A 17,125-nucleotide genomic window follows, 5' to 3' on the forward strand; every position below is an offset into this window, starting at 1 on the left:
ATCATCGTCTCAGATACGAGGTCGAGACGTTGCGGCGCAACGCCCGTCGTTTGAGAGCATGTGCCTGTGAGCTATCCGTACGAAGCACCAGTGTCCCAGGAACTCTTCGACCGCGCGGCGGCCGTGACCCCAGGTGGCGTGAACTCCCCGGTGCGGGCGTTCCGCGCGGTGGGCGGCACGCCGCGGTTCATGGTCTCCGGTGCGGGCCCGTACCTGACCGACGCCGACGGGCGCGAGTACGTCGACCTCGTCTGCTCGTGGGGACCGATGATTCTCGGCCACGCGCACCCGGAGGTGATCGCGGCCGTGCAGGCGGCGGTGGTCGGGGGCACCTCCTTCGGTACGCCCACCGAGGGCGAGGTCGCGCTCGCCGAGGCGATGGTGGCGCGGGTCGAACCGCTGGACCAGGTGCGCCTGGTGTCGTCGGGCACCGAGGCCACGATGTCGGCGATCCGGCTGGCCCGCGGCTTCACCGGCCGCGCGAAGGTGGTGAAGTTCGCCGGCTGCTACCACGGTCATGTGGACGCGCTGCTGGCCGCCGCCGGTTCCGGGGTGGCCACCTTCGGGTTGCCGGACACCCCCGGGGTGACCGGCGCGCAGGCCGGCGACACCATCGTGCTGCCGTACAACGACATCGAGGCCGTACGGGCCGCGTTCGCCGCGCACCCGGGAGAGATCGCCTGCGTCATCACCGAGGCGTCGCCGGGCAACATGGGCGTCGTGCCGCCGCGGGACGGCTTCAACGCGCGGCTCAAGGAACTGTGCACGGCCGAGGGCGCCCTCTACATCTCCGACGAGGTGATGACCGGCTTCCGGGTCAGCGCGGCCGGCTGGTACGGCATCGACGGGGTGCGCCCGGACCTGCTGACCTTCGGCAAGGTGATGGGCGGCGGCTTCCCGACCGCGGCCTTCGGCGGGCGCGCCGACGTGATGGCCGCGCTCGCCCCGGCCGGGCCGGTCTACCAGGCCGGCACGCTCTCCGGTAACCCGGTCGCCACCGCCGCCGGGCTGGCCCAACTCCGCCTGCTGGACGCGGCCGCGTACGCCCGGCTCGACGCGGTCTCCGCGCAGATCCGCGAACTGGTGAGCGCCGCGCTGGACAAGGAGGGCGTCGCGCACCGGGTGCAGACCGCGGGCAGCATGTTCTCCGTCTTCTTCACCGACGCCGAGGTACGGGACTTCGACGACGCGAAGAAGCAGGAGGCGTACCGTTTCACCGCTTTCTTCCACGCGATGCTGGCGCAGGGCGTCTACCTGCCGCCGTCCGCGTTCGAATCCTGGTTCGTGTCGACCGCACACGACGAGCAGGCGGTGCAGCGGATCGCCGCGGCGCTGCCCGCCGCCGCACGTGCCGCAGCGGAGGCCCACGCATGAGTGCCGATCCCACCGAGCTGACCGTCGTGCACCTGATGCGCCACGGCGAGGTGCACAACCCCGAGGGGGTGCTGTACGGGCGGCGGCCCGGCTACCACCTCTCCGAACTCGGCCGGCAGATGGCCGACCGGGTCGCCGGGCACCTGTCGGGGCGTGACATCCGCCACGTCGTCGCGTCCCCGCTGGAGCGGGCCCAGGAGACCGCGGCGCCGATCGCGAAGGCGTTCTCGCTGGACATCGCGACCGACCCGCGGCTGATCGAGGCGGCGAACATCTTCGAGGGCAAGACCTTCGGGGTCGGCGACGGCGCGCTGAGCCGGCCGGCGAACTGGAAGTACCTCACCAATCCGTTCCGGCCGAGCTGGGGGGAGCCGTACGTCGACCAGGTGGTGCGGATGATGGCGGCGCTGGGCGCGGCGCGGGACGCCGCGCGCGGGCACGAGGCGGTGTGCGTCAGCCACCAGTTGCCGATCTGGATCGTGCGGTCCTACGCGGAGCGGCGCAGGTTGTGGCACGACCCGCGGAAGCGGCAGTGCACGCTGGCGAGCGTGACCAGCTTCACGTTCCAGGGCGACGAGATCATCTCCGTCGGCTACAGCGAGCCGGCGATCGACCTGGTCCCGGCGAGGTTGCGGGCGGGCGCGAAGCCGGTACGGGGCTCGGTGGGCGCGTAGGCGCGTAGCCGGCAGGCGGGTAGGCGCACCCTGGGTCCGTCACGGAAGAGGGTGCGCACGTAGGTAAGGGGCGCTGGGAGGTATTCCCCGCGCCCCTTTTCGCTGCCCTTTTCCGTCAGGGCACCGTGCCCCTTTGCTTGGCACCCTTCTCGCGCATATGCCAGCTCCAGGCCTCTTTTAAGGTGATCTGTTTAGCCCATAAGTGGGCTATTCGGCGGAGAGCCCCCGTTTCCCCATGACCGTGAGGAAGTGGTGAGGGGCAACGACGCGGACGCAGAACGCAGACGCAGAACGCAGACGCCGAGAGACGGGGATCGCATGAGTGCCATGACCCGAAGGGCCCTGTTGACCACCACCGCCGGAGCCGCCGCGGGTGTCGCCATGGCGGGCTGCAGCGCCAAGGAGGGGGGCACCTCGGGTTCCGCCCCGAGCGCCCGCAAGACGGGGGAGCACTCCGGCGCGAGTGGCGCGAAGGCCCCGTCGACGACCGTGCGGCTGATCGGCGACGGCTCCACCGCCGACACCGGCCCGCAGCCCGGCCAGCCCGTGGTGGACCGGCTGGAGCCGGGCCAGACGCCCCCGCAGTTCGTGGTCTTCTCCTGGGACGGCGCCGGCGAGATCGGCAACGGCCTCTTCCCCCGCTTCCGCAAGCTCGCCGACGACCACGGCGCCAAGATGACCTTCAACCTCTCCGGCCTCTACCTGCTGCCGGAGGGCAAGAAGCTGCAGTACGCGCCGCCGAACAGCCCGCTCGGCGCCTCCGACATCGGGTACCTCGCCGACGACCACATCAAGATGACGCTCGACAACCTGCGGCAGGCGTGGAACGCCGGCCACGAGATCGCGACCCACTTCAACGGCCACTTCTGCGCCGGCGCCGGCAGCGTCGGCCGCTGGACCCCGGCGGACTGGAAGAGCGAGATCGACCAGGCCGTGTCGTTCGTCACCCAGTGGAAGACGAACACCGGCTGGCACGACGACGAGCCGCTGCCGTTCGACTACGAGAAGACTCTGATGGGCGGCCGCACCCCCTGCCTGCTCGGCCAGGACAGCCTGCTGCCCACCGCGGCCGCGCTCGGCTGGCGCTACGACACCAGCAACCCCGGCGGCAACCAGACCTGGCCGGACAAGATGCAGGGCCTGTGGAACTTCCCGCTCCAGCTCATCCCGTTCCCGGGGCACACGTTCGAGGTCCTGTCGATGGACTACAACATGCTCGCCAACCAGTCCCACGCCGCCACCAAGTCCGACCCGCGCAACTACCCGTACTGGCGCAGCCAGGCGACCGCCTCGTACGTCGCCGGGTTCCAGCGCGCCTACGAGACGAACCGCGCGCCCTTCTACATCGGCAACCACTTCGAGGACTGGAACGGCGGCATCTACATGGACGCCGTCGAGGGTGCCTTCCAGCACATCGCCTCGCTCGGCTACAAGGACGTGCGGCTGGTCTCCTTCCAGCAGCTCAGCGACTGGCTGGACGCCCAGGACCCGGCGATGCTGGCCAAGCTGCGCGAGCTGGAGGTCGGCGGGCAGCCGCCCGGCGGCTGGAAGGAGTTCACCGGGCAGGTGCCGGCCTCCGACGCGACCGGGGCCGCCCCCGCGACCGGAGCCGCGCCCTCGGTGCCGGCGGCGACCTGACCCTCGCATCCTTACTTGGGGCAATTGCCGTCTTTGGGGTTGACGGTGGGGGGGTGCGGAAGATCGTCCGAGGGCCCATGCGAAACTTTTCACATGAGTTCTCCGTGCGCCTTCGGTCGCCGCCTGCTCCGTCGCGCCGCCGCGCCGGCCGGAGCCGTGGCGCTGGCGCTGACGCTCGCCGCATGCAGTTCGTCCACGTCGTCGTCCGGCGCCGGCAACTCCAACTTCGTCGGTGGCAACGGCGACATCACGATGGTCAAGGCCGCCCAGCGCAAGCCCGCCCCGGAACTGTCCGGCAAGACCGTGGCCGGCGCCACCACCAGCCTCGCCGCGTACAAGGGCAAGGTCGTCGTGGTCAACATCTGGGGGTCGTGGTGTGCGCCCTGCCGGGCCGAGGCGCCCAACCTGGCCAAGGTCGCCACGGCCGAGGCGGGCAAGGGCGTCCAGTTCCTCGGCATCAACACCCGTGACCTGGACCGCTCCAACGCCGCCCGGTTCGACAAGCGCTTCGGCATCACCTACCCGAGCCTGTACGACCCGTACGGCAAGCTGATCCTGAAGTTCCCCAAGGGCAGTCTCAACCCGCAGAGCCTGCCGGCCACCCTCGTGATCGACCGGCAGGGCCGGGTCGCGGGGCGGGCGCTGGCCGCGCTCACCGAGGACCAGCTGCACAAGCTGATCGACCCCGTCGCCGCGGAGAAGTGACGTGGCGGGCGGCACTCTCCTCCTGGCCGGCAGCGCGGACACGGTGACGTCCGGAGCGCTCATCGCGGCCATACCGATCGCGATGTTCGCCGGGCTGATCTCCTTCGCCTCGCCCTGCGTCCTGCCGCTCGTGCCCGGCTACCTCTCCTACGTGACCGGCGTCACTGGCAGCGACCTCGGCGAGGCCCGGCGCGGGCGGATGTTCGCCGGGTCGCTGCTGTTCGTGCTCGGCTTCAGCGCGGTGTTCGTCTCCGGCGGTGCCCTGTTCGGCAACTTCGGCTCCGACCTCCAGGAGCACCGGCAGCTGCTGACCCGGATCTTCGGCTCGCTCACCATCGTGCTCGGGCTCGCCTTCATGGGCATCCTCGGCGGCATCACCCAGCGGGAGTTCCGCTTCCACTACCGGCCCGGGGTCGGGCTGGCCGGCGCCCCGCTGATCGGCGCCATGTTCGGGCTGGGCTGGACGCCCTGCGTCGGACCGACGCTCGGCGCGGTGCAGTCGCTGGCCTTCAGCAACGCCAGCGCCGGGCGCGGCGCGCTGCTGATGGTCTTCTACTGCCTGGGCCTCGGGGTGCCCTTCATCGTGGCCGCGCTGGCCTTCCGCCGTACGCTGGGCGCCTTCGGGTGGGTCAAGCGGCACTACGCGTGGGTCATGCGGATCGGCGGCGGCATGCTCGTCGCCGTCGGGGTGCTGCTCGTCACCGGCGTGTGGGACCACATCACCTACCAGATGCAGATCTGGTCCAGCGGCTTCTCCACAGGGGTCTGAACCGTGAGCATCACGCACAAGCCAAGCGACGGCCGTGTCCCCGGCCAGGGCCCCGGGCCGGACGCCGGCCGGGACCGCGACGTCCGGGAGGACCGGGACCCCGGCATCCAGGAAGAGGGGACCGGCGGCGAGGACGGCCTCGGTGCCGCGGGCGCGCAGCTGTCCACCCAGCCGGTGGACACCCTGGCCAGCGGGCCCTCGCTCGGCGTGCTCGGCTGGCTGCGCTGGATGTGGCGGCAGCTCACCTCGATGCGGATCGCGCTGATCCTGCTCTTCATGCTGTCGCTGGCCGCGATCCCCGGCTCGCTGATCCCGCAGCACAGCGACGAGCTGAAGGTCGCGGCGTTCAAGAAGGCGCACCCGGACATCAGCCCGCTGTACTCCAAGCTGGACCTGTTCCACGTCTACGGCTCGCCGTGGTTCTCGGCGATCTACATACTGCTGTTCATCTCGCTGGCCGGCTGCATCGTGCCGCGCAGCTGGCAGTTCGTCGGGCAGCTGCGGGCCAAGCCGCCGGCCGCGCCCCGGCACCTGGTCCGGCTGCCCGCGTACAGCACCTGGCACACCGACGCGAGCCCGGAGCAGGTCGCGCAGGCGGCCCGGAAGGCGCTGCGCGGGCGGCGGTTCCGGGTCAACGCCACCGGCACCTCGGTGGCCGCCGAGAAGGGCTATCTGCGGGAGGCCGGCAACCTCTGCTTCCACGTGGCCCTGTTCGGCCTGCTGATCGGCTTCGCCTGGACCTCGCTGAACGCGGCGTCCGGCGGCAAGCTGGTCGTCGAGGGCCAGGACGGCTTCGTCAACAACCTCACCCAGTACGACGACTTCTCCGGTGGCACGCTCTACGGCGCCGACGACCTCAAGCCGTTCGGCTTCACGCTGGACAGCTTCGACGACCAGTACGCCACCAGCGGCCCGGAGCGCGGCACCGCGCTGAAGTTCCAGGCGAACATCCACTACTGGAGCGGCACCAGCGGCGCGCACACCACGAAGGGCACGATCTCCACCAACCACCCGCTGAACATCGGCGGCGAGAAGGTGTACCTGATCTCGCACGGCTACGCGCCCGTGGTCACCGTCAAGGACGCCCAGGGCAATGTCGCCTACCAGGGCCCGGTGCCGTTCCTGCCGCAGGACGCCAACCTGACCTCGACCGGTGTGATCAAGGTCCCGGACGCGATGGGCAAGAACGGCAAGCCCGACCAGCTCGCGTTCGAGGGCTACTTCACGCCGACCGGTGACACCTCGCGCGGCCCGATGTCGCTCTTCCCCGGCGAACTGCAGCCGATCCTGTGGCTCAACGCCTACCACGGCGACCTCGGCCTGGACTCCGGCATCGCGCAGAACGTCTACCAGCTCGACACCACGCACATGAAGCAGTTCAAGCTGAACACCAAGACCGGTGTGAACGGCGTCGCGCTCGGCCCGGGCGACTCCATGGACCTGCCCGGCGGCGCCGGCACCCTGGAGTTCGACGGGGTCAAGCGCTGGGCCAGCTTCAGCATCTCCCACCAGTCCGGCAACGAGCTGGCACTGGTCAGCGGCATCGTCGCGATCCTCGGCCTGATGGGGTCGCTGTTCATCCAGCGGCGCCGGATCTGGGTGCGGGCGGTGCCGTCCGATGGCGGCACCCTGGTCGAGATGGGCGGCCTCGGCCGCAGCGAGTCGGCCAGGATCGCCGACGAGTTGGGCGAACTCGTCGACCAGCTCCAACCGGCCGCCCCGGTCAGATCCGCCGCCGCGCGGACCGACGACCCCGAGCCGGCCGACGACTCCGCTGCCGATCCGGCCACCGGGTCCGCGTCCGAGCGCCCCTCCGATACCGCCGACGAGGCCACACCCGGGACCGTATCCGGGTCCGGCGCCTCGAACGCCCCCGACGAACCGCAAACCCCGCCCGACGACGAAGGAGCCCGCGCGTGAACCTCGCGGCCGCGGTCAACGAGAACTTCGCGAACTACAGCAACTACCTGATCCGCTCGGCCATGTTCGTGTACGCGCTGGCCTTCCTCGCGCACCTCGCGGAGTGGGTCTTCGGCGGCCGCAGCAAGATCGCCGTGCAGTCGGCCGCGCTCACCCGGGAGGCGGCCCAGGACGCGGCCGTGCCCGCGGTGGCGGTGCGCTCGGCAGGCGGCACCACCACGCTGGAGCGCCCCAAGGTCGTCACCCGCTCCTCCGCCAGCGACCGCGACATCGCGGACGGCCCGGGCGCCGCGGGCGACAACGACAAGGGCGACCTGTACGGCAGGATCGCGATCTCCTTCACCGCCCTGGCGTGGCTGCTGCACGTCAGCGGCGTCGCCTTCCGGGCCGCCTCGGTGCAGCGCGCGCCGTGGGGCAACATGTACGAGTTCTCCACCACGTTCGGCGCGGTGGCGGTCGGCGCGTACCTGCTGCTGCTGGTGCTGAAGAAGAACGTCCGCTGGATCGGGCTCTTCCTGACCACGTCGGTGCTGCTCGACCTGGGCCTGGCGCTGTCGGTGCTCTACACCTCCAGCGAGCAGCTGGTGCCGGCGCTGCACTCGTACTGGCTGTGGATTCACGTGTCCTGCGCGATCATCTCCGGCGCGGTGTTCTACCTCGCGGCCGTCGGCACGCTGCTCTACCTGTTCCGCGACCACTACGAGATGGCGCTGCTGGCCGGGCGGGCGCAGGACAACCGCTGGGGCGACATCATGCGGCGGCTGCCGGCCGCCGCGAGCCTGGACAAGTTCGCGTACCGGATGAACGCGCTGGTCTTCCCGCTGTGGACGTTCACCATCATCGCGGGCGCGATCTGGGCGCAGGCCGCGTGGGGCCACTACTGGGAGTGGGACCCGAAGGAGACCTGGTCGTTCATCACGTGGGTGGTGTACGCCGGTTACCTGCACGCCCGCGCGACCGCCGGGTGGAAGGGCCGCAAGGCCGCGTACCTGGCGCTGGTCGCCTTCGCGTGCTTCCTGTTCAACTACTACGGCGTGAACATCTTCGTGACCGGCAAGCACTCCTACGCCGGGGTGTGACGAAGCTCGCCTCGCGGCGTACCGCTCACCGGGACGGTACGGCTCACTCGCCTTCGGGGGAGGGGGCCGTGCCGTCCCCGCGCTTCTGCCGGTTCAGCTCGGCGAGCGAGCGCAGGAACTCGGGGTTGTCGTCCGGCGGCACCCAGTCCTCCCGCGGTGCCTCGAGCAACTGGCCGTCCAGCGGCCGGCGCTCGGCCGGGCGGGACAGCTCAGGCCCCCACGTGGGCCGGACCGCGCCGCGCGGGCCCGGCACCCGCCGCTTGCCCAGCGCCAGCCAGGCCAGCGGGCCGATCAGGATCTCGCCGAAGAAGAGCACGATCAGCAGCCAGACCACCTTCGGCAGGCCGCGCACCTGCCGGTCCGGCGTGCCGAGGCAGTCCACGAACGCGTATATCCATACCGCGATCACCAGCAGGAACGGCATGTAGCGCGTCATTTCGAGAACCCCGGCACCATGTTGACCAATCCTTGACCCCACCCAGGTTACGTCCTGGCGTCCGGCGTCCGGCGGCCCGGCCGCGTACCGCCGCCACGGGGTGGAAGACTGACCGCATGGCTTACGACGATCTCCGCTCGCTGCTGAGGGCACTGGAGAAGGACGGCGACCTCAAGCGGATCACCGCCGAGGTGGACCCGTACCTCGAAGTCGGGGAGATCACCGACCGGGTGAACAAGGCCGGTGGCCCCGCGCTGCTCTTCGAGAACGTGCGCGGCTCGCTCGCCCCGCTGGCGATGAACGTGTACGGCACCGACCGGCGGCTGCTGAAGGCGCTGGGCCTGACGTCGTACGCCGACATCGGGGAGAAGATCGGCGGGCTGCTCAAACCGGAGCTGCCGCACGGGTTCGTCGGCGTGCGGGAGGCGTTCGGCAAGCTCGCCGGGATGGTGCACGTGCCGCCGAAGAAGGTGAAGGACGGCCCGGTGCAGGAGGTCGTGCTCACCGGCGACGACGTGGACCTGGACCGGCTGCCCGCCCTGTTCACCTGGCCGCAGGACGGCGGGTCCTTCTTCAACCTCGGCCTGACCCACACCAAGGACCCGGTCAGCGGGGTGCGCAACCTCGGCCTGTACCGGCTCCAGCGGCACGACCGGCGCACCATCGGGATGCACTGGCAGATCCACAAGGACAGCCGCAACCACTACCAGGTCGCCCAGCGGCGCGGCGAGCGGCTGCCGGTGGCGATCGCGTTCGGCTGCCCGCCCGCGGTGACCTACGCCTCGACCGCGCCGCTGCCCGGCGACATCGACGAGTACCTGTTCGCCGGGTTCGTGCAGGGCAAGCGGGTGGAGATGGTGGACTGCAAGACGGTGCCGCTCCAGGTGCCCGCGCACGCCGAGGTGGTGCTGGAGGGCTGGCTGGAGCCCGGGAAGACGCTGCCGGAGGGGCCGTTCGGCGACCACACCGGCTTCTACACCCCGCAGGAGCCGTTCCCGGCGCTGACCATCGACTGCGTGACGATGCGGAAGCGGCCGGTGTTCCAGTCGATCGTGGTCGGCCGGCCGCCGACCGAGGACGGGCCGCTGGGGCGGGCCACCGAGCGGTTCTTCCTGCCGCTGCTGAAGATCATCGTGCCGGACATCGTGGACTACCACCTGCCGGAGGCGGGCGGCTTCCACAACTGCGCGATCGTCTCCATCGACAAGAAGTACCCCAAGCACGCGCAGAAGACGATGCACGCGGTGTGGGGCGCCCACATGATGTCGCTCACCAAGCTGATCGTGGTGGTGGACGCCGACTGCGATGTGCACGACCTGCACGAGGTGGCCTGGCGGGCGTTCGGCAACACCGACTACTCCCGCGACCTGACGGTGGTGGAGGGCCCGGTCGACCACCTCGACCACTCGTCGTACCAGCAGTTCTGGGGCGGCAAGGCAGGCATCGACGCGACCCGTAAGCTGCCGGAGGAGGGCTACACCCGTGACGGCGGCTGGCCGGAGATGGTGCTCTCCGACCCGCAGACGGCGGAGCTCGTGACGAAACGGTGGAAGGAGTACGGATGGTGAGCGACGCACGCGAGGCCGCCGGGCGGCTGCCGAAGACGAGACCCGCACTTTCGTGCCGAGCGGGCGGTGGGGGTACCTCCCAGGCGGCAGCGCTGGGAGAGAGCGGAGACGAGCTGTGAGCGCCACGACGCCGGATCTGTTCGAGTCGGAGCCGCGGCCCGACAGCAGGGTGCGGGCCTTTCTGCGGCTGGTGATGATCGAGCACTCGGTCTTCGCGCTGCCGTTCGCGTACATCGCCGCGCTGACCGCGATGTTCCGCGAGAGCCACAGCGTGCACTGGCGCCAACTGCTGCTGGTGACGGTGGCGATGGTGGGCCTGCGGACCTTCGCGATGGCCTGCAACCGGATCATCGACCGGGAGATCGACGCCCGCAACCCGCGCACCGCCAAGCGCGAACTGGTCACCGGCGCGCTGTCGGTGCGCTCGGCGTGGACCGGGGCGCTGGCGGCCGTGGTGGTCTTCCTCGGCGCCGCCGCGCTGCTCAACCCGCTGTGCCTGGCGCTGGCGCCGGTCGCGGTGGTGCCGATGGTGGTCTACCCGTACGGCAAGCGGTTCACCAACTTCCCGCACGCGATCCTGGGTGTCGCGCAGGCGATGGGGCCGATCGGCGCGTGGCTTGCGGTGACCGGCTCCTGGGACTGGCACGCGGTCGTGCTGGGCCTGGCGGTCGGGGTGTGGATCGGCGGGTTCGACCTGATCTTCGGCAGTCAGGACGTGGCCGCGGACCGGGCGCACGGCGTGAAGTCGGTGCCGGCCCGGTTCGGCATCCCGGCGGCGCTGTACGGGGCGCGGGTCTGCCATGTGATCACCACCGCGCTGCTGGTCTGGTACGGCGCCACGACCGGCGCGGGCGGCTTCTGGTGGGTGGGCATGGCGATCGTGGCCGGCGCGTTCGTCTACGAGCACTCGATCGTCAAGCCGCACGACCTGAGCCGCCTGAACCGGGCGTTCTTCACGGTGAACGGCGTCATCGGCATCACGCTCTTCGTCTTCGCGCTCTTCGACCTGATCGCGCGCGGCCTGGGCTGGTAGCGGGCAAACGGACTTGTGAACGGCCCCGGCGGGAGGGTGTGATCCGCCGGGGCCGTCGCCGTCCTGTGTCACGCGTCTCGCGGTCCGCGCCGCACGGCACGCCTCACCGGGCGGGCGTCGTGCGGCGCGGGTGGGGCCGCGCTCAGAACATCGAGTTGTCCGAGCCGTCGCCGCCGAACTGCTTCATGATCGCGCTCACCACGTCCTGCGGGTTGAGCGCGACCGCGCCGCTCGGCGCGGAGATCGGCGCCGCGCTGCCCTTGAACCCGACGGTCAGCGGCAGCGGGCCGGTGGACTGGCTGTCCAACTGGTGGATGTCGAAGGTGATCGACTCGATCTTGCCGTCCTTGATGGCGACGTCGGCCGCGACCTTCTTGTTCGGCACGCCCTCGGCCTTCTGCAGGCTGTCCAGGTCGGACTGCTTCATGCCGGGGATCTGCTTGAGCGCCGGGGTGACGCCCGTGGCCACGTCCTTCGCGAACTGCTGCGCGGGCACGGTGACCGTGATGTGGTCGGCGCCGCCCTTCTTGCCGGCGTCGGCGAAGGTGGCGTCCTTCGTCAGCGCGGCGCGCAGCGAGGTGACGATCTGGTTCTGGGTCTGCGGGTCGAGCGTCGGGGTGGTCGAGCCGGAACCGCTGTCCGCGCCCTGGGCGGCGAGGGCGCTCTTGACGAACGCGCTCCACACCGTCGGGTCGATGCTGACCCACTTGCCCTTGAGCGCCGACCCCACCGAACCGGGCGTGCTGGTCAGGCCGTTGAGGTACTGCTCGTTGAACTGGTTGATGGAGTCGCCGTCGGACTTGCTGGTGTCGAGCTTCTCCAGGCCCTGGATGTCGGCCCGCAGGTAGACCTTCTGGTCGACCATGCGCACCTCGATCAGCTTCTTGCCGCTCGGGCCGTCGGTGGAGAGCAGGAAGCCCGCGGAGGAGCCCTTGGTGGCGTCCGCGCCCTTGCCGAAGCTCTTGCCGAGCAGGTTCAGCGACTGCTGCGAGCTGCCGCCGATCGTGACGTGCAGCGAGGCGAGCAGGTCGGCGTCGGCCTGCGTGAAGCCGTCCTCGTTCTTCATGGCCGAGTAGATCTGGGCGGAGGTGCCGCTGAAGCCCAGGTCGACGGAGACGGTGTTCTGCTTGCCGAGTTTCTGGAAGGCGTCGCTCACCTTTCCCTGGGGCGAGGCGGGGCTGTCCGCACCGCACGCTGCGGACCCGGCGGATATGAGGGCCACCACTCCGGCGGCGGCGAGGCCCTTGCGCATGCTGATGATGACGAACTCCTAGGAAAGGGGTGGGTAAGTGGACGAGCTGGAGCAGAAGCGTAACTGTGCGGGCGCTGTGGAATCACCCGGGTTGTTCAGGGCGAGTTGCCGGCCGGTTGGTTGCCGGAATCCGGCAACCGCTCAGCCGCCGTACGGTGGTTCGCCGGCCCGTACCTCGGCCGGCCGTTCACGGAACAGGTAGGCCGCGGCCACCCCGCCGACGAGGCCGAAGAGATGGCCCTGCCAGGAGACGCCGGTGTGCACCGGCAGCACGCCCCACAGGATGGAGGTGCCGTAGTACGCCCCGACGAGCAGGCCCACCACCAACTCCAGCGCGCGGCGGTCGACGAAGCCGCGCACCAGCAGATAGCTGAACAGGCCGAAGATCAGGCCGGACGCGCCCGCGGTGTTGGTGTGCGCGGGGGAGAACGCCCAGACGCCGAGCCCGTCGATGACGATGACGGCGAAGGCCACGCCCAGGAAGCGGCCGATGCCCCGCAGCGCGGCGATGAAGCCGAGCACCAGCAGCGGCAGGGTGTTGGACGCCACGTGCCCGTAGCCGAAGTGGATGAAAGCCGAGGGGACGATGTCCACCAACTCGCCGGCCCTGCGCGGCTGGACGCCGAGGCTGTCCAGCCGGTGGCCGGTCGTCATGTCGACGACCTCCAGGGCCCACAGCAGCGCCACCCAGGCCACCATCAGCACCGCGGCGGAGGCGAGCCGGTCGCCGGCCGTGGCGGACGTGGTCCGGTCACGGGCGCGCAGCGGTGCGCGCAGCGCCCCCCCGCGGCCGGTGTACGCCGCGATGCGTCCGTACGCCACCGAATCCCCCCAATCCCGCCACGTCCCCACGTGGTTCAGTGCTCTCCAGTGTGCACGACGCCGCCGACACCGTCTGCGGTTCCCGTCCCGCTCGGGCCGATCGGCCGGAACCGTCCGTACCGGGGGAGACCCGGGCGAACCTGCCCGGGTCGGCGCCTTGCGCAGGTCGCGGCTACGCTCGACCGCGTGGAGGACGCGGACCGGGACGAGCTGGACAACGTGGGCGGCAGGGACGGCGTGACGGACGCGGACCCCGGCCGGGGCGCGGGCGCAGGCGCGGGCGTGGGCGGCGGTGCGCCGGGGCGCGGTGGGCGCACCCCGTGGATCGTCGGTGTCTCCGGCGCCTCGGGCACGCCGTACGCGGCGGCGGTGCTGCGCGCGCTGCTGGCCGCCGGCGAGAGCGTGGACCTGGTGGTCAGCCGGGCCGCCCGGCTGACCCTGCTCGACGAGACCGGGGCGGCGGTGCGGGACGCGCACTGGCGGGAGGACCTGGCACGGTGGCTGGCCCGCGGCGCCGACGGCCGTCCGGACGCCTTCGCCCCCGGCCCCGACCTGGCGGCCGTACGGTACTGGCCTGCGGGCGACCTCGCGGCCGGGCCGTCCTCGGGTTCCTATCCGGCCAAGGGCATGCTGATCGTGCCGGCCAGCACCGCGTGCGTGGCCGGGGTGGCGCTGGGCCTGTCCAAGGACCTGTTGCAGCGCGCGGCGAGCGTCACGCTCAAGGAGCGCAGGCCGCTGGTGGTCGCGGTGCGCGAGACCCCGTTGAGCGGTCAGACGCTGCGCCAGCTCACCGCGTTGGCCGACGCGGGCGCGGTGGTGCTGCCCGCCTCACCGGCGTTCTACGCCGGCGGCACCACGGCGCAGGAACTGGTGGACTTCGTGGCCGGGCGGGTGCTGGACGCGGCAGGCGTGCCGCACCGGTTGTACCGGCGGTGGACGGGCGAGCTCGGCGGTGCGTCGGGCGAGCGGGACGGGGCGCCGGGCGGGACACCGCACGGATCTTCCGACGGGACGTCCGACGGGCCTTCCGACGGGTCGTTCGGCGGCATCGAAGTGTAGATGCGCAGGGCAAGAACCGTTTCATGCCTTAGATTCGTGTCCTGACAGCGCAGTCACCAGGCGAACGGGAGGGTCCAATCCGATGGACGCGGTGGACAGGCAGCTCATTCAGGCGTTGCGCGAGAACGGCCGGGCGTCCTACGCCGAGCTGGGCCGGCTCGTCGGTCTGTCCGGGCCGAGCGTCACCGATCGGATCAACCGCCTGGAGCAGGCTGGCGTGATCACCGGTTACCGCGCGACCGTCGCCCCCGCCGCGATGGGCCTGGGGGTGACCGCGCTGGTCGGGCTCCAGCTGTCGGACGCCGCCGACCACGAGGAGGTGGCCCGGCGGCTGTCGGACCTGGACGAGATCGAGGACTGCTGGTTCATCGCGGGCGACGACTCGTACATGCTCAAGGTCCGGGTCGGCGACGTGGACGGGCTCGAACACACCATCCGCAGGCTGTCCGGCACCAAGGGCGTGGCGAGGACCCGTACCACCATCGTGCTCTCCACCAAGTGGGAGAACCGGGTCGGGCACCTTCCCGAAGAGGTGTGACCGGGGCACTTCCGCCGGCTGCGCCGGGAGGTGCCCCCACCGCCGGCCGCGGGTCGGGGGAGTACCGTCGGGTGGGCCGAACCGCGTAGGAGGAGAGACACAGACATGGACGCTGGGCTCAAGCGCGAGCTGGAGGAGAAGGTCCACGCCGGCGAGCGGCTGACCCGTGAGGACGGGGTCGCGCTCTACGAGTCCGACGACCTGGCGTGGCTGGGCGGCCTCGCGCACGAGGTGCGCACCCGCAAGAACGGCGACGTGGTCCACTTCAACGTCAACCGCCACCTGAACATGACGAACGTGTGCACCGCGTCGTGCGCGTACTGCTCCTTCCAGCGCAAGCCGGGCGAGAAGGACGCGTACACGATGCGGATCGAGGAGGCCGTCCGGCTGGCCAAGGCCATGGAGGGCGACAACCTCACCGAGCTGCACATCGTCAACGGCCTGCACCCGACGCTGCCGTGGCGGTACTACCCGCGGTCGCTGAAGGCGCTCAAGGAGGCGCTGCCGCAGGTCTCGCTGAAGGCGTTCACCGCCACCGAGATCCACCACTTCGAGACGATCTCGGGCCTGTCCGCCTCCGACATCCTCGACGAACTGATCGACGCCGGCCTGGAGTCGCTGACCGGCGGCGGCGCCGAGATCTTCGACTGGGAGGTGCGGCAGCACATCGTGGACCACCGCACCCACTGGGAGGACTGGTCCCGCATCCACCGGCTGGCGCACTCCAAGGGCCTCAAGACCCCGGCGACGATGCTCTACGGCCACATCGAGGAGCCCCGGCACCGCGTCGACCACGTGCTGCGGCTACGCGAACTCCAGGACGAGACCGGCGGGTTCCAGGTCTTCATCCCGCTGCGCTACCAGCACGACTTCGTGGACATGAAGGACGGCAAGGTCCGCAACACCCTCCAGGCCCGCACCACCATGGCCACCGGCGCGGAGGCGCTGAAGACCTTCGCGGTGTCCCGGCTGCTGTTCGACAACGTGCCGCACGTGAAGGTGTTCTGGGTGATGCACGGCCTGTCCACGGCCCAACTCGCCCTCAACCACGGCGCCGACGACATGGACGGCTCGGTCGTCGAGTACAAGATCACCCACGACGCGGACGACTACGGCACGCCCAACAAGCTGACCCGCGACGACATCCTCGACCTGATCAGGGACGCGGGCTTCCGTCCGGTCGAGCGCAACACCCGCTACGAGATCCTCCGCGAGTACCCGGGCCCCGACGGCTCCCGCCGGGAGTCGCCGCAGCCCATGCGGGTGTGACGCGGGTGACAGGAAAACGGCGGGCGGCCGCACGCGGGTAATAGGTACTCTGCTGCTATGGCACTTACCTTCGTACTCGATCCGGTGATCGACGACGACCTGCGCGAGGGCATACTCGCGCTGTGGGCGGACGTGAGCAACGCGGGCGGCGCGGTCGGCTTCGTGCCGCCGGTCACCCCCGGGGAGATCGCGCCGTCCCTGGCGGAGTCGCTCGCCGAGGTCGAGGCGGGGCGGCGCCGGCTGCTCGTCGGCCGCGACGAGGACGGTCGGGTCGCCGCGACCGCGTTCCTCACGTACAACTCCCACCGGCTGATGACCCACTGGATCTGGCTCTACACGGTGATGGTCCACCCGCGCCACCAGGGTGCGGGGTACGGCCGGGCGCTGCTGGCCGAGGCCGAGCGGGCCGCGCGCGGGCTCGGCGGGGTCGAGGCGATCCGGCTGACCTGCCGCGGCGGCCTCGGCCTCGAACGCTTCTACGCCTCCTGCGGCTACAAGGAGGTGGGCCGGGTGCCCAACGCGATCCGGGTCGCCCCGGACGACGACCGCGACGACGTCTTCATGCTGCTGCCCCTGTCCTAGGAGCGCGGAGCGGGGAGGCGGGGGTGGGCCGAGGGCCGGGATCGGGGCGTGCTTCACTGGACGCATGCTCCGATACACCGCAATGCGCTTCGGCCTCATCGTCGGCAGCTTCGTGGTCATCTGGGGCCTGGTCCGGCTGCACATCCTGCCGGCCGGGCTCGGGAACTCGAACTACCTGTGGGTCGCCCTGCTCGCGCTGATCGTCTCCGCGCCGCTGAGCTTCGTGCTGCTGCGCGGCGCCCGTGAGCAGGCCGCCGCCCAGGTCTCCAGCCGGGTCGAGCGCACCCGGCTCAACCTGGCCGCCGCCGCGGGCCAGGAGGACGACGCCGACGACGAGGCCCGCGAGGTCACGCACGGCGGGAAGCCGCACGCCGCCTGACCGGCCGGTCCCCGCGACCGACCACTGA

17 protein-coding genes are annotated in these 17,125 nt (G+C 70.9%); 14 read left to right on the forward strand and 3 right to left on the reverse strand.

Translation table 11 applies throughout. From position 1 onward, the window contains the following. Positions 1-66 precede the first annotated feature (66 nt). From hemL to ccsB, 7 genes are all read left to right on the forward strand, one after another. Positions 67-1,374 carry a glutamate-1-semialdehyde 2,1-aminomutase gene (hemL, locus tag ACIPAE_RS20665; protein ID WP_329366005.1) on the forward strand — a complete coding sequence of 436 codons (1,308 nt, stop codon included), beginning with the start codon at positions 67-69 and terminating at the stop codon, positions 1,372-1,374. Continuing rightward, the gene (locus ACIPAE_RS20670) at positions 1,371-2,048 is read left to right on the forward strand and encodes a histidine phosphatase family protein (RefSeq protein WP_329366003.1); all 678 of its coding nucleotides are present in this window, start codon (positions 1,371-1,373) and stop codon (positions 2,046-2,048) included. The genes hemL and ACIPAE_RS20670 overlap by 4 nt, the downstream gene beginning before the upstream one ends. A 318-nt stretch (positions 2,049-2,366) precedes the next feature. Next, complete coding sequence (locus ACIPAE_RS20675) at positions 2,367-3,686, forward strand: hypothetical protein (RefSeq protein ID WP_402447004.1); 1,320 nt, start codon at positions 2,367-2,369, stop codon at positions 3,684-3,686. Positions 3,687-3,779: 93 nt separating this feature from the next. Next, the gene (locus ACIPAE_RS20680; RefSeq protein WP_328467775.1) at positions 3,780-4,391 is read left to right on the forward strand and encodes a TlpA disulfide reductase family protein; all 612 of its coding nucleotides are present in this window, start codon (positions 3,780-3,782) and stop codon (positions 4,389-4,391) included. Position 4,392: 1 nt separating this feature from the next. Next, positions 4,393-5,160: a cytochrome c biogenesis CcdA family protein gene (locus ACIPAE_RS20685; RefSeq protein WP_329365997.1), complete on the forward strand. Its 768-nt coding sequence runs from the start codon at positions 4,393-4,395 to the stop codon at positions 5,158-5,160. Positions 5,161-5,265: 105 nt separating this feature from the next. Continuing rightward, positions 5,266-7,080, forward strand: a complete 1,815-nt coding sequence (locus tag ACIPAE_RS20690) for a cytochrome c biogenesis protein ResB (protein ID WP_402447356.1) — start codon at positions 5,266-5,268, stop codon at positions 7,078-7,080. After that, positions 7,077-8,159 carry a c-type cytochrome biogenesis protein CcsB gene (gene ccsB / locus ACIPAE_RS20695; protein ID WP_366410107.1) on the forward strand — a complete coding sequence of 361 codons (1,083 nt, stop codon included), beginning with the start codon at positions 7,077-7,079 and terminating at the stop codon, positions 8,157-8,159. Before ACIPAE_RS20690 ends, ccsB begins: the two co-directional genes overlap by 4 nt. 43 nt (positions 8,160-8,202) lie before the next feature. On the opposite strand, the gene ACIPAE_RS20700 is transcribed toward ccsB, so the two are convergent. Continuing rightward, the gene (locus ACIPAE_RS20700; protein ID WP_328467781.1) at positions 8,203-8,595 is read right to left on the reverse strand and encodes a PLD nuclease N-terminal domain-containing protein; all 393 of its coding nucleotides are present in this window, start codon (positions 8,593-8,595) and stop codon (positions 8,203-8,205) included. A 116-nt stretch (positions 8,596-8,711) separates the two neighbouring features. Here ACIPAE_RS20700 and ACIPAE_RS20705 point away from each other — a divergent pair, with 116 nt between their 5' ends. Continuing rightward, a complete protein-coding gene (locus ACIPAE_RS20705; protein WP_329365993.1) occupies positions 8,712-10,163 on the forward strand; it encodes a menaquinone biosynthesis decarboxylase in 1,452 nt (483 codons plus the stop codon). A gap of 115 nt (positions 10,164-10,278) precedes the next feature. Then, on the forward strand, positions 10,279-11,196 hold the full coding sequence (mqnP, locus tag ACIPAE_RS20710) for a menaquinone biosynthesis prenyltransferase MqnP (protein WP_329365991.1): 918 nt from the start codon (positions 10,279-10,281) through the stop codon (positions 11,194-11,196). Positions 11,197-11,338: 142 nt separating this feature from the next. Here the strand turns inward: mqnP and ACIPAE_RS20715 are convergent, their stop codons facing one another. Together ACIPAE_RS20715 and ACIPAE_RS20720 are read right to left on the reverse strand one after the other, a co-directional pair. Further along, on the reverse strand, positions 11,339-12,448 hold the full coding sequence (locus tag ACIPAE_RS20715; RefSeq protein WP_402447010.1) for a hypothetical protein: 1,110 nt from the start codon (positions 12,446-12,448) through the stop codon (positions 11,339-11,341). Positions 12,449-12,589: 141 nt separating this feature from the next. Further along, positions 12,590-13,147, reverse strand: a complete 558-nt coding sequence (locus tag ACIPAE_RS20720; RefSeq protein ID WP_329374040.1) for a rhomboid family intramembrane serine protease — start codon at positions 13,145-13,147, stop codon at positions 12,590-12,592. A 405-nt stretch (positions 13,148-13,552) separates the two neighbouring features. On the opposite strand from ACIPAE_RS20720, the gene ACIPAE_RS20725 reads away from it, so the two are divergent. The 5 genes from ACIPAE_RS20725 to ACIPAE_RS20745 all read left to right on the forward strand — a co-directional run bounded on the left by ACIPAE_RS20725 (position 13,553) and on the right by ACIPAE_RS20745 (position 17,097). Then, complete coding sequence (locus ACIPAE_RS20725; RefSeq protein WP_402447358.1) at positions 13,553-14,329, forward strand: UbiX family flavin prenyltransferase; 777 nt, start codon at positions 13,553-13,555, stop codon at positions 14,327-14,329. An 82-nt stretch (positions 14,330-14,411) separates the two neighbouring features. Continuing rightward, complete coding sequence (locus ACIPAE_RS20730; protein WP_328467791.1) at positions 14,412-14,867, forward strand: Lrp/AsnC family transcriptional regulator; 456 nt, start codon at positions 14,412-14,414, stop codon at positions 14,865-14,867. Between the two features lie 105 nt (positions 14,868-14,972). Continuing rightward, positions 14,973-16,136, forward strand: coding sequence for an aminofutalosine synthase MqnE (gene mqnE / locus ACIPAE_RS20735; RefSeq protein WP_328467793.1), 1,164 nt, complete (start codon positions 14,973-14,975; stop codon positions 16,134-16,136). A 57-nt stretch (positions 16,137-16,193) separates the two neighbouring features. Further along, positions 16,194-16,718 carry a GNAT family N-acetyltransferase gene (locus ACIPAE_RS20740; protein WP_402447014.1) on the forward strand — a complete coding sequence of 175 codons (525 nt, stop codon included), beginning with the start codon at positions 16,194-16,196 and terminating at the stop codon, positions 16,716-16,718. Between the two features lie 64 nt (positions 16,719-16,782). Continuing rightward, positions 16,783-17,097, forward strand: a complete 315-nt coding sequence (locus ACIPAE_RS20745) for a DUF4229 domain-containing protein (RefSeq protein WP_366410109.1) — start codon at positions 16,783-16,785, stop codon at positions 17,095-17,097. Positions 17,098-17,125 lie beyond the last annotated feature (28 nt).

Origin of the sequence: Streptomyces sp. NPDC087270, from assembly GCF_044744625.1 — a bacterium.
Lineage (GTDB): Bacteria > Actinomycetota > Actinomycetes > Streptomycetales > Streptomycetaceae > Actinacidiphila.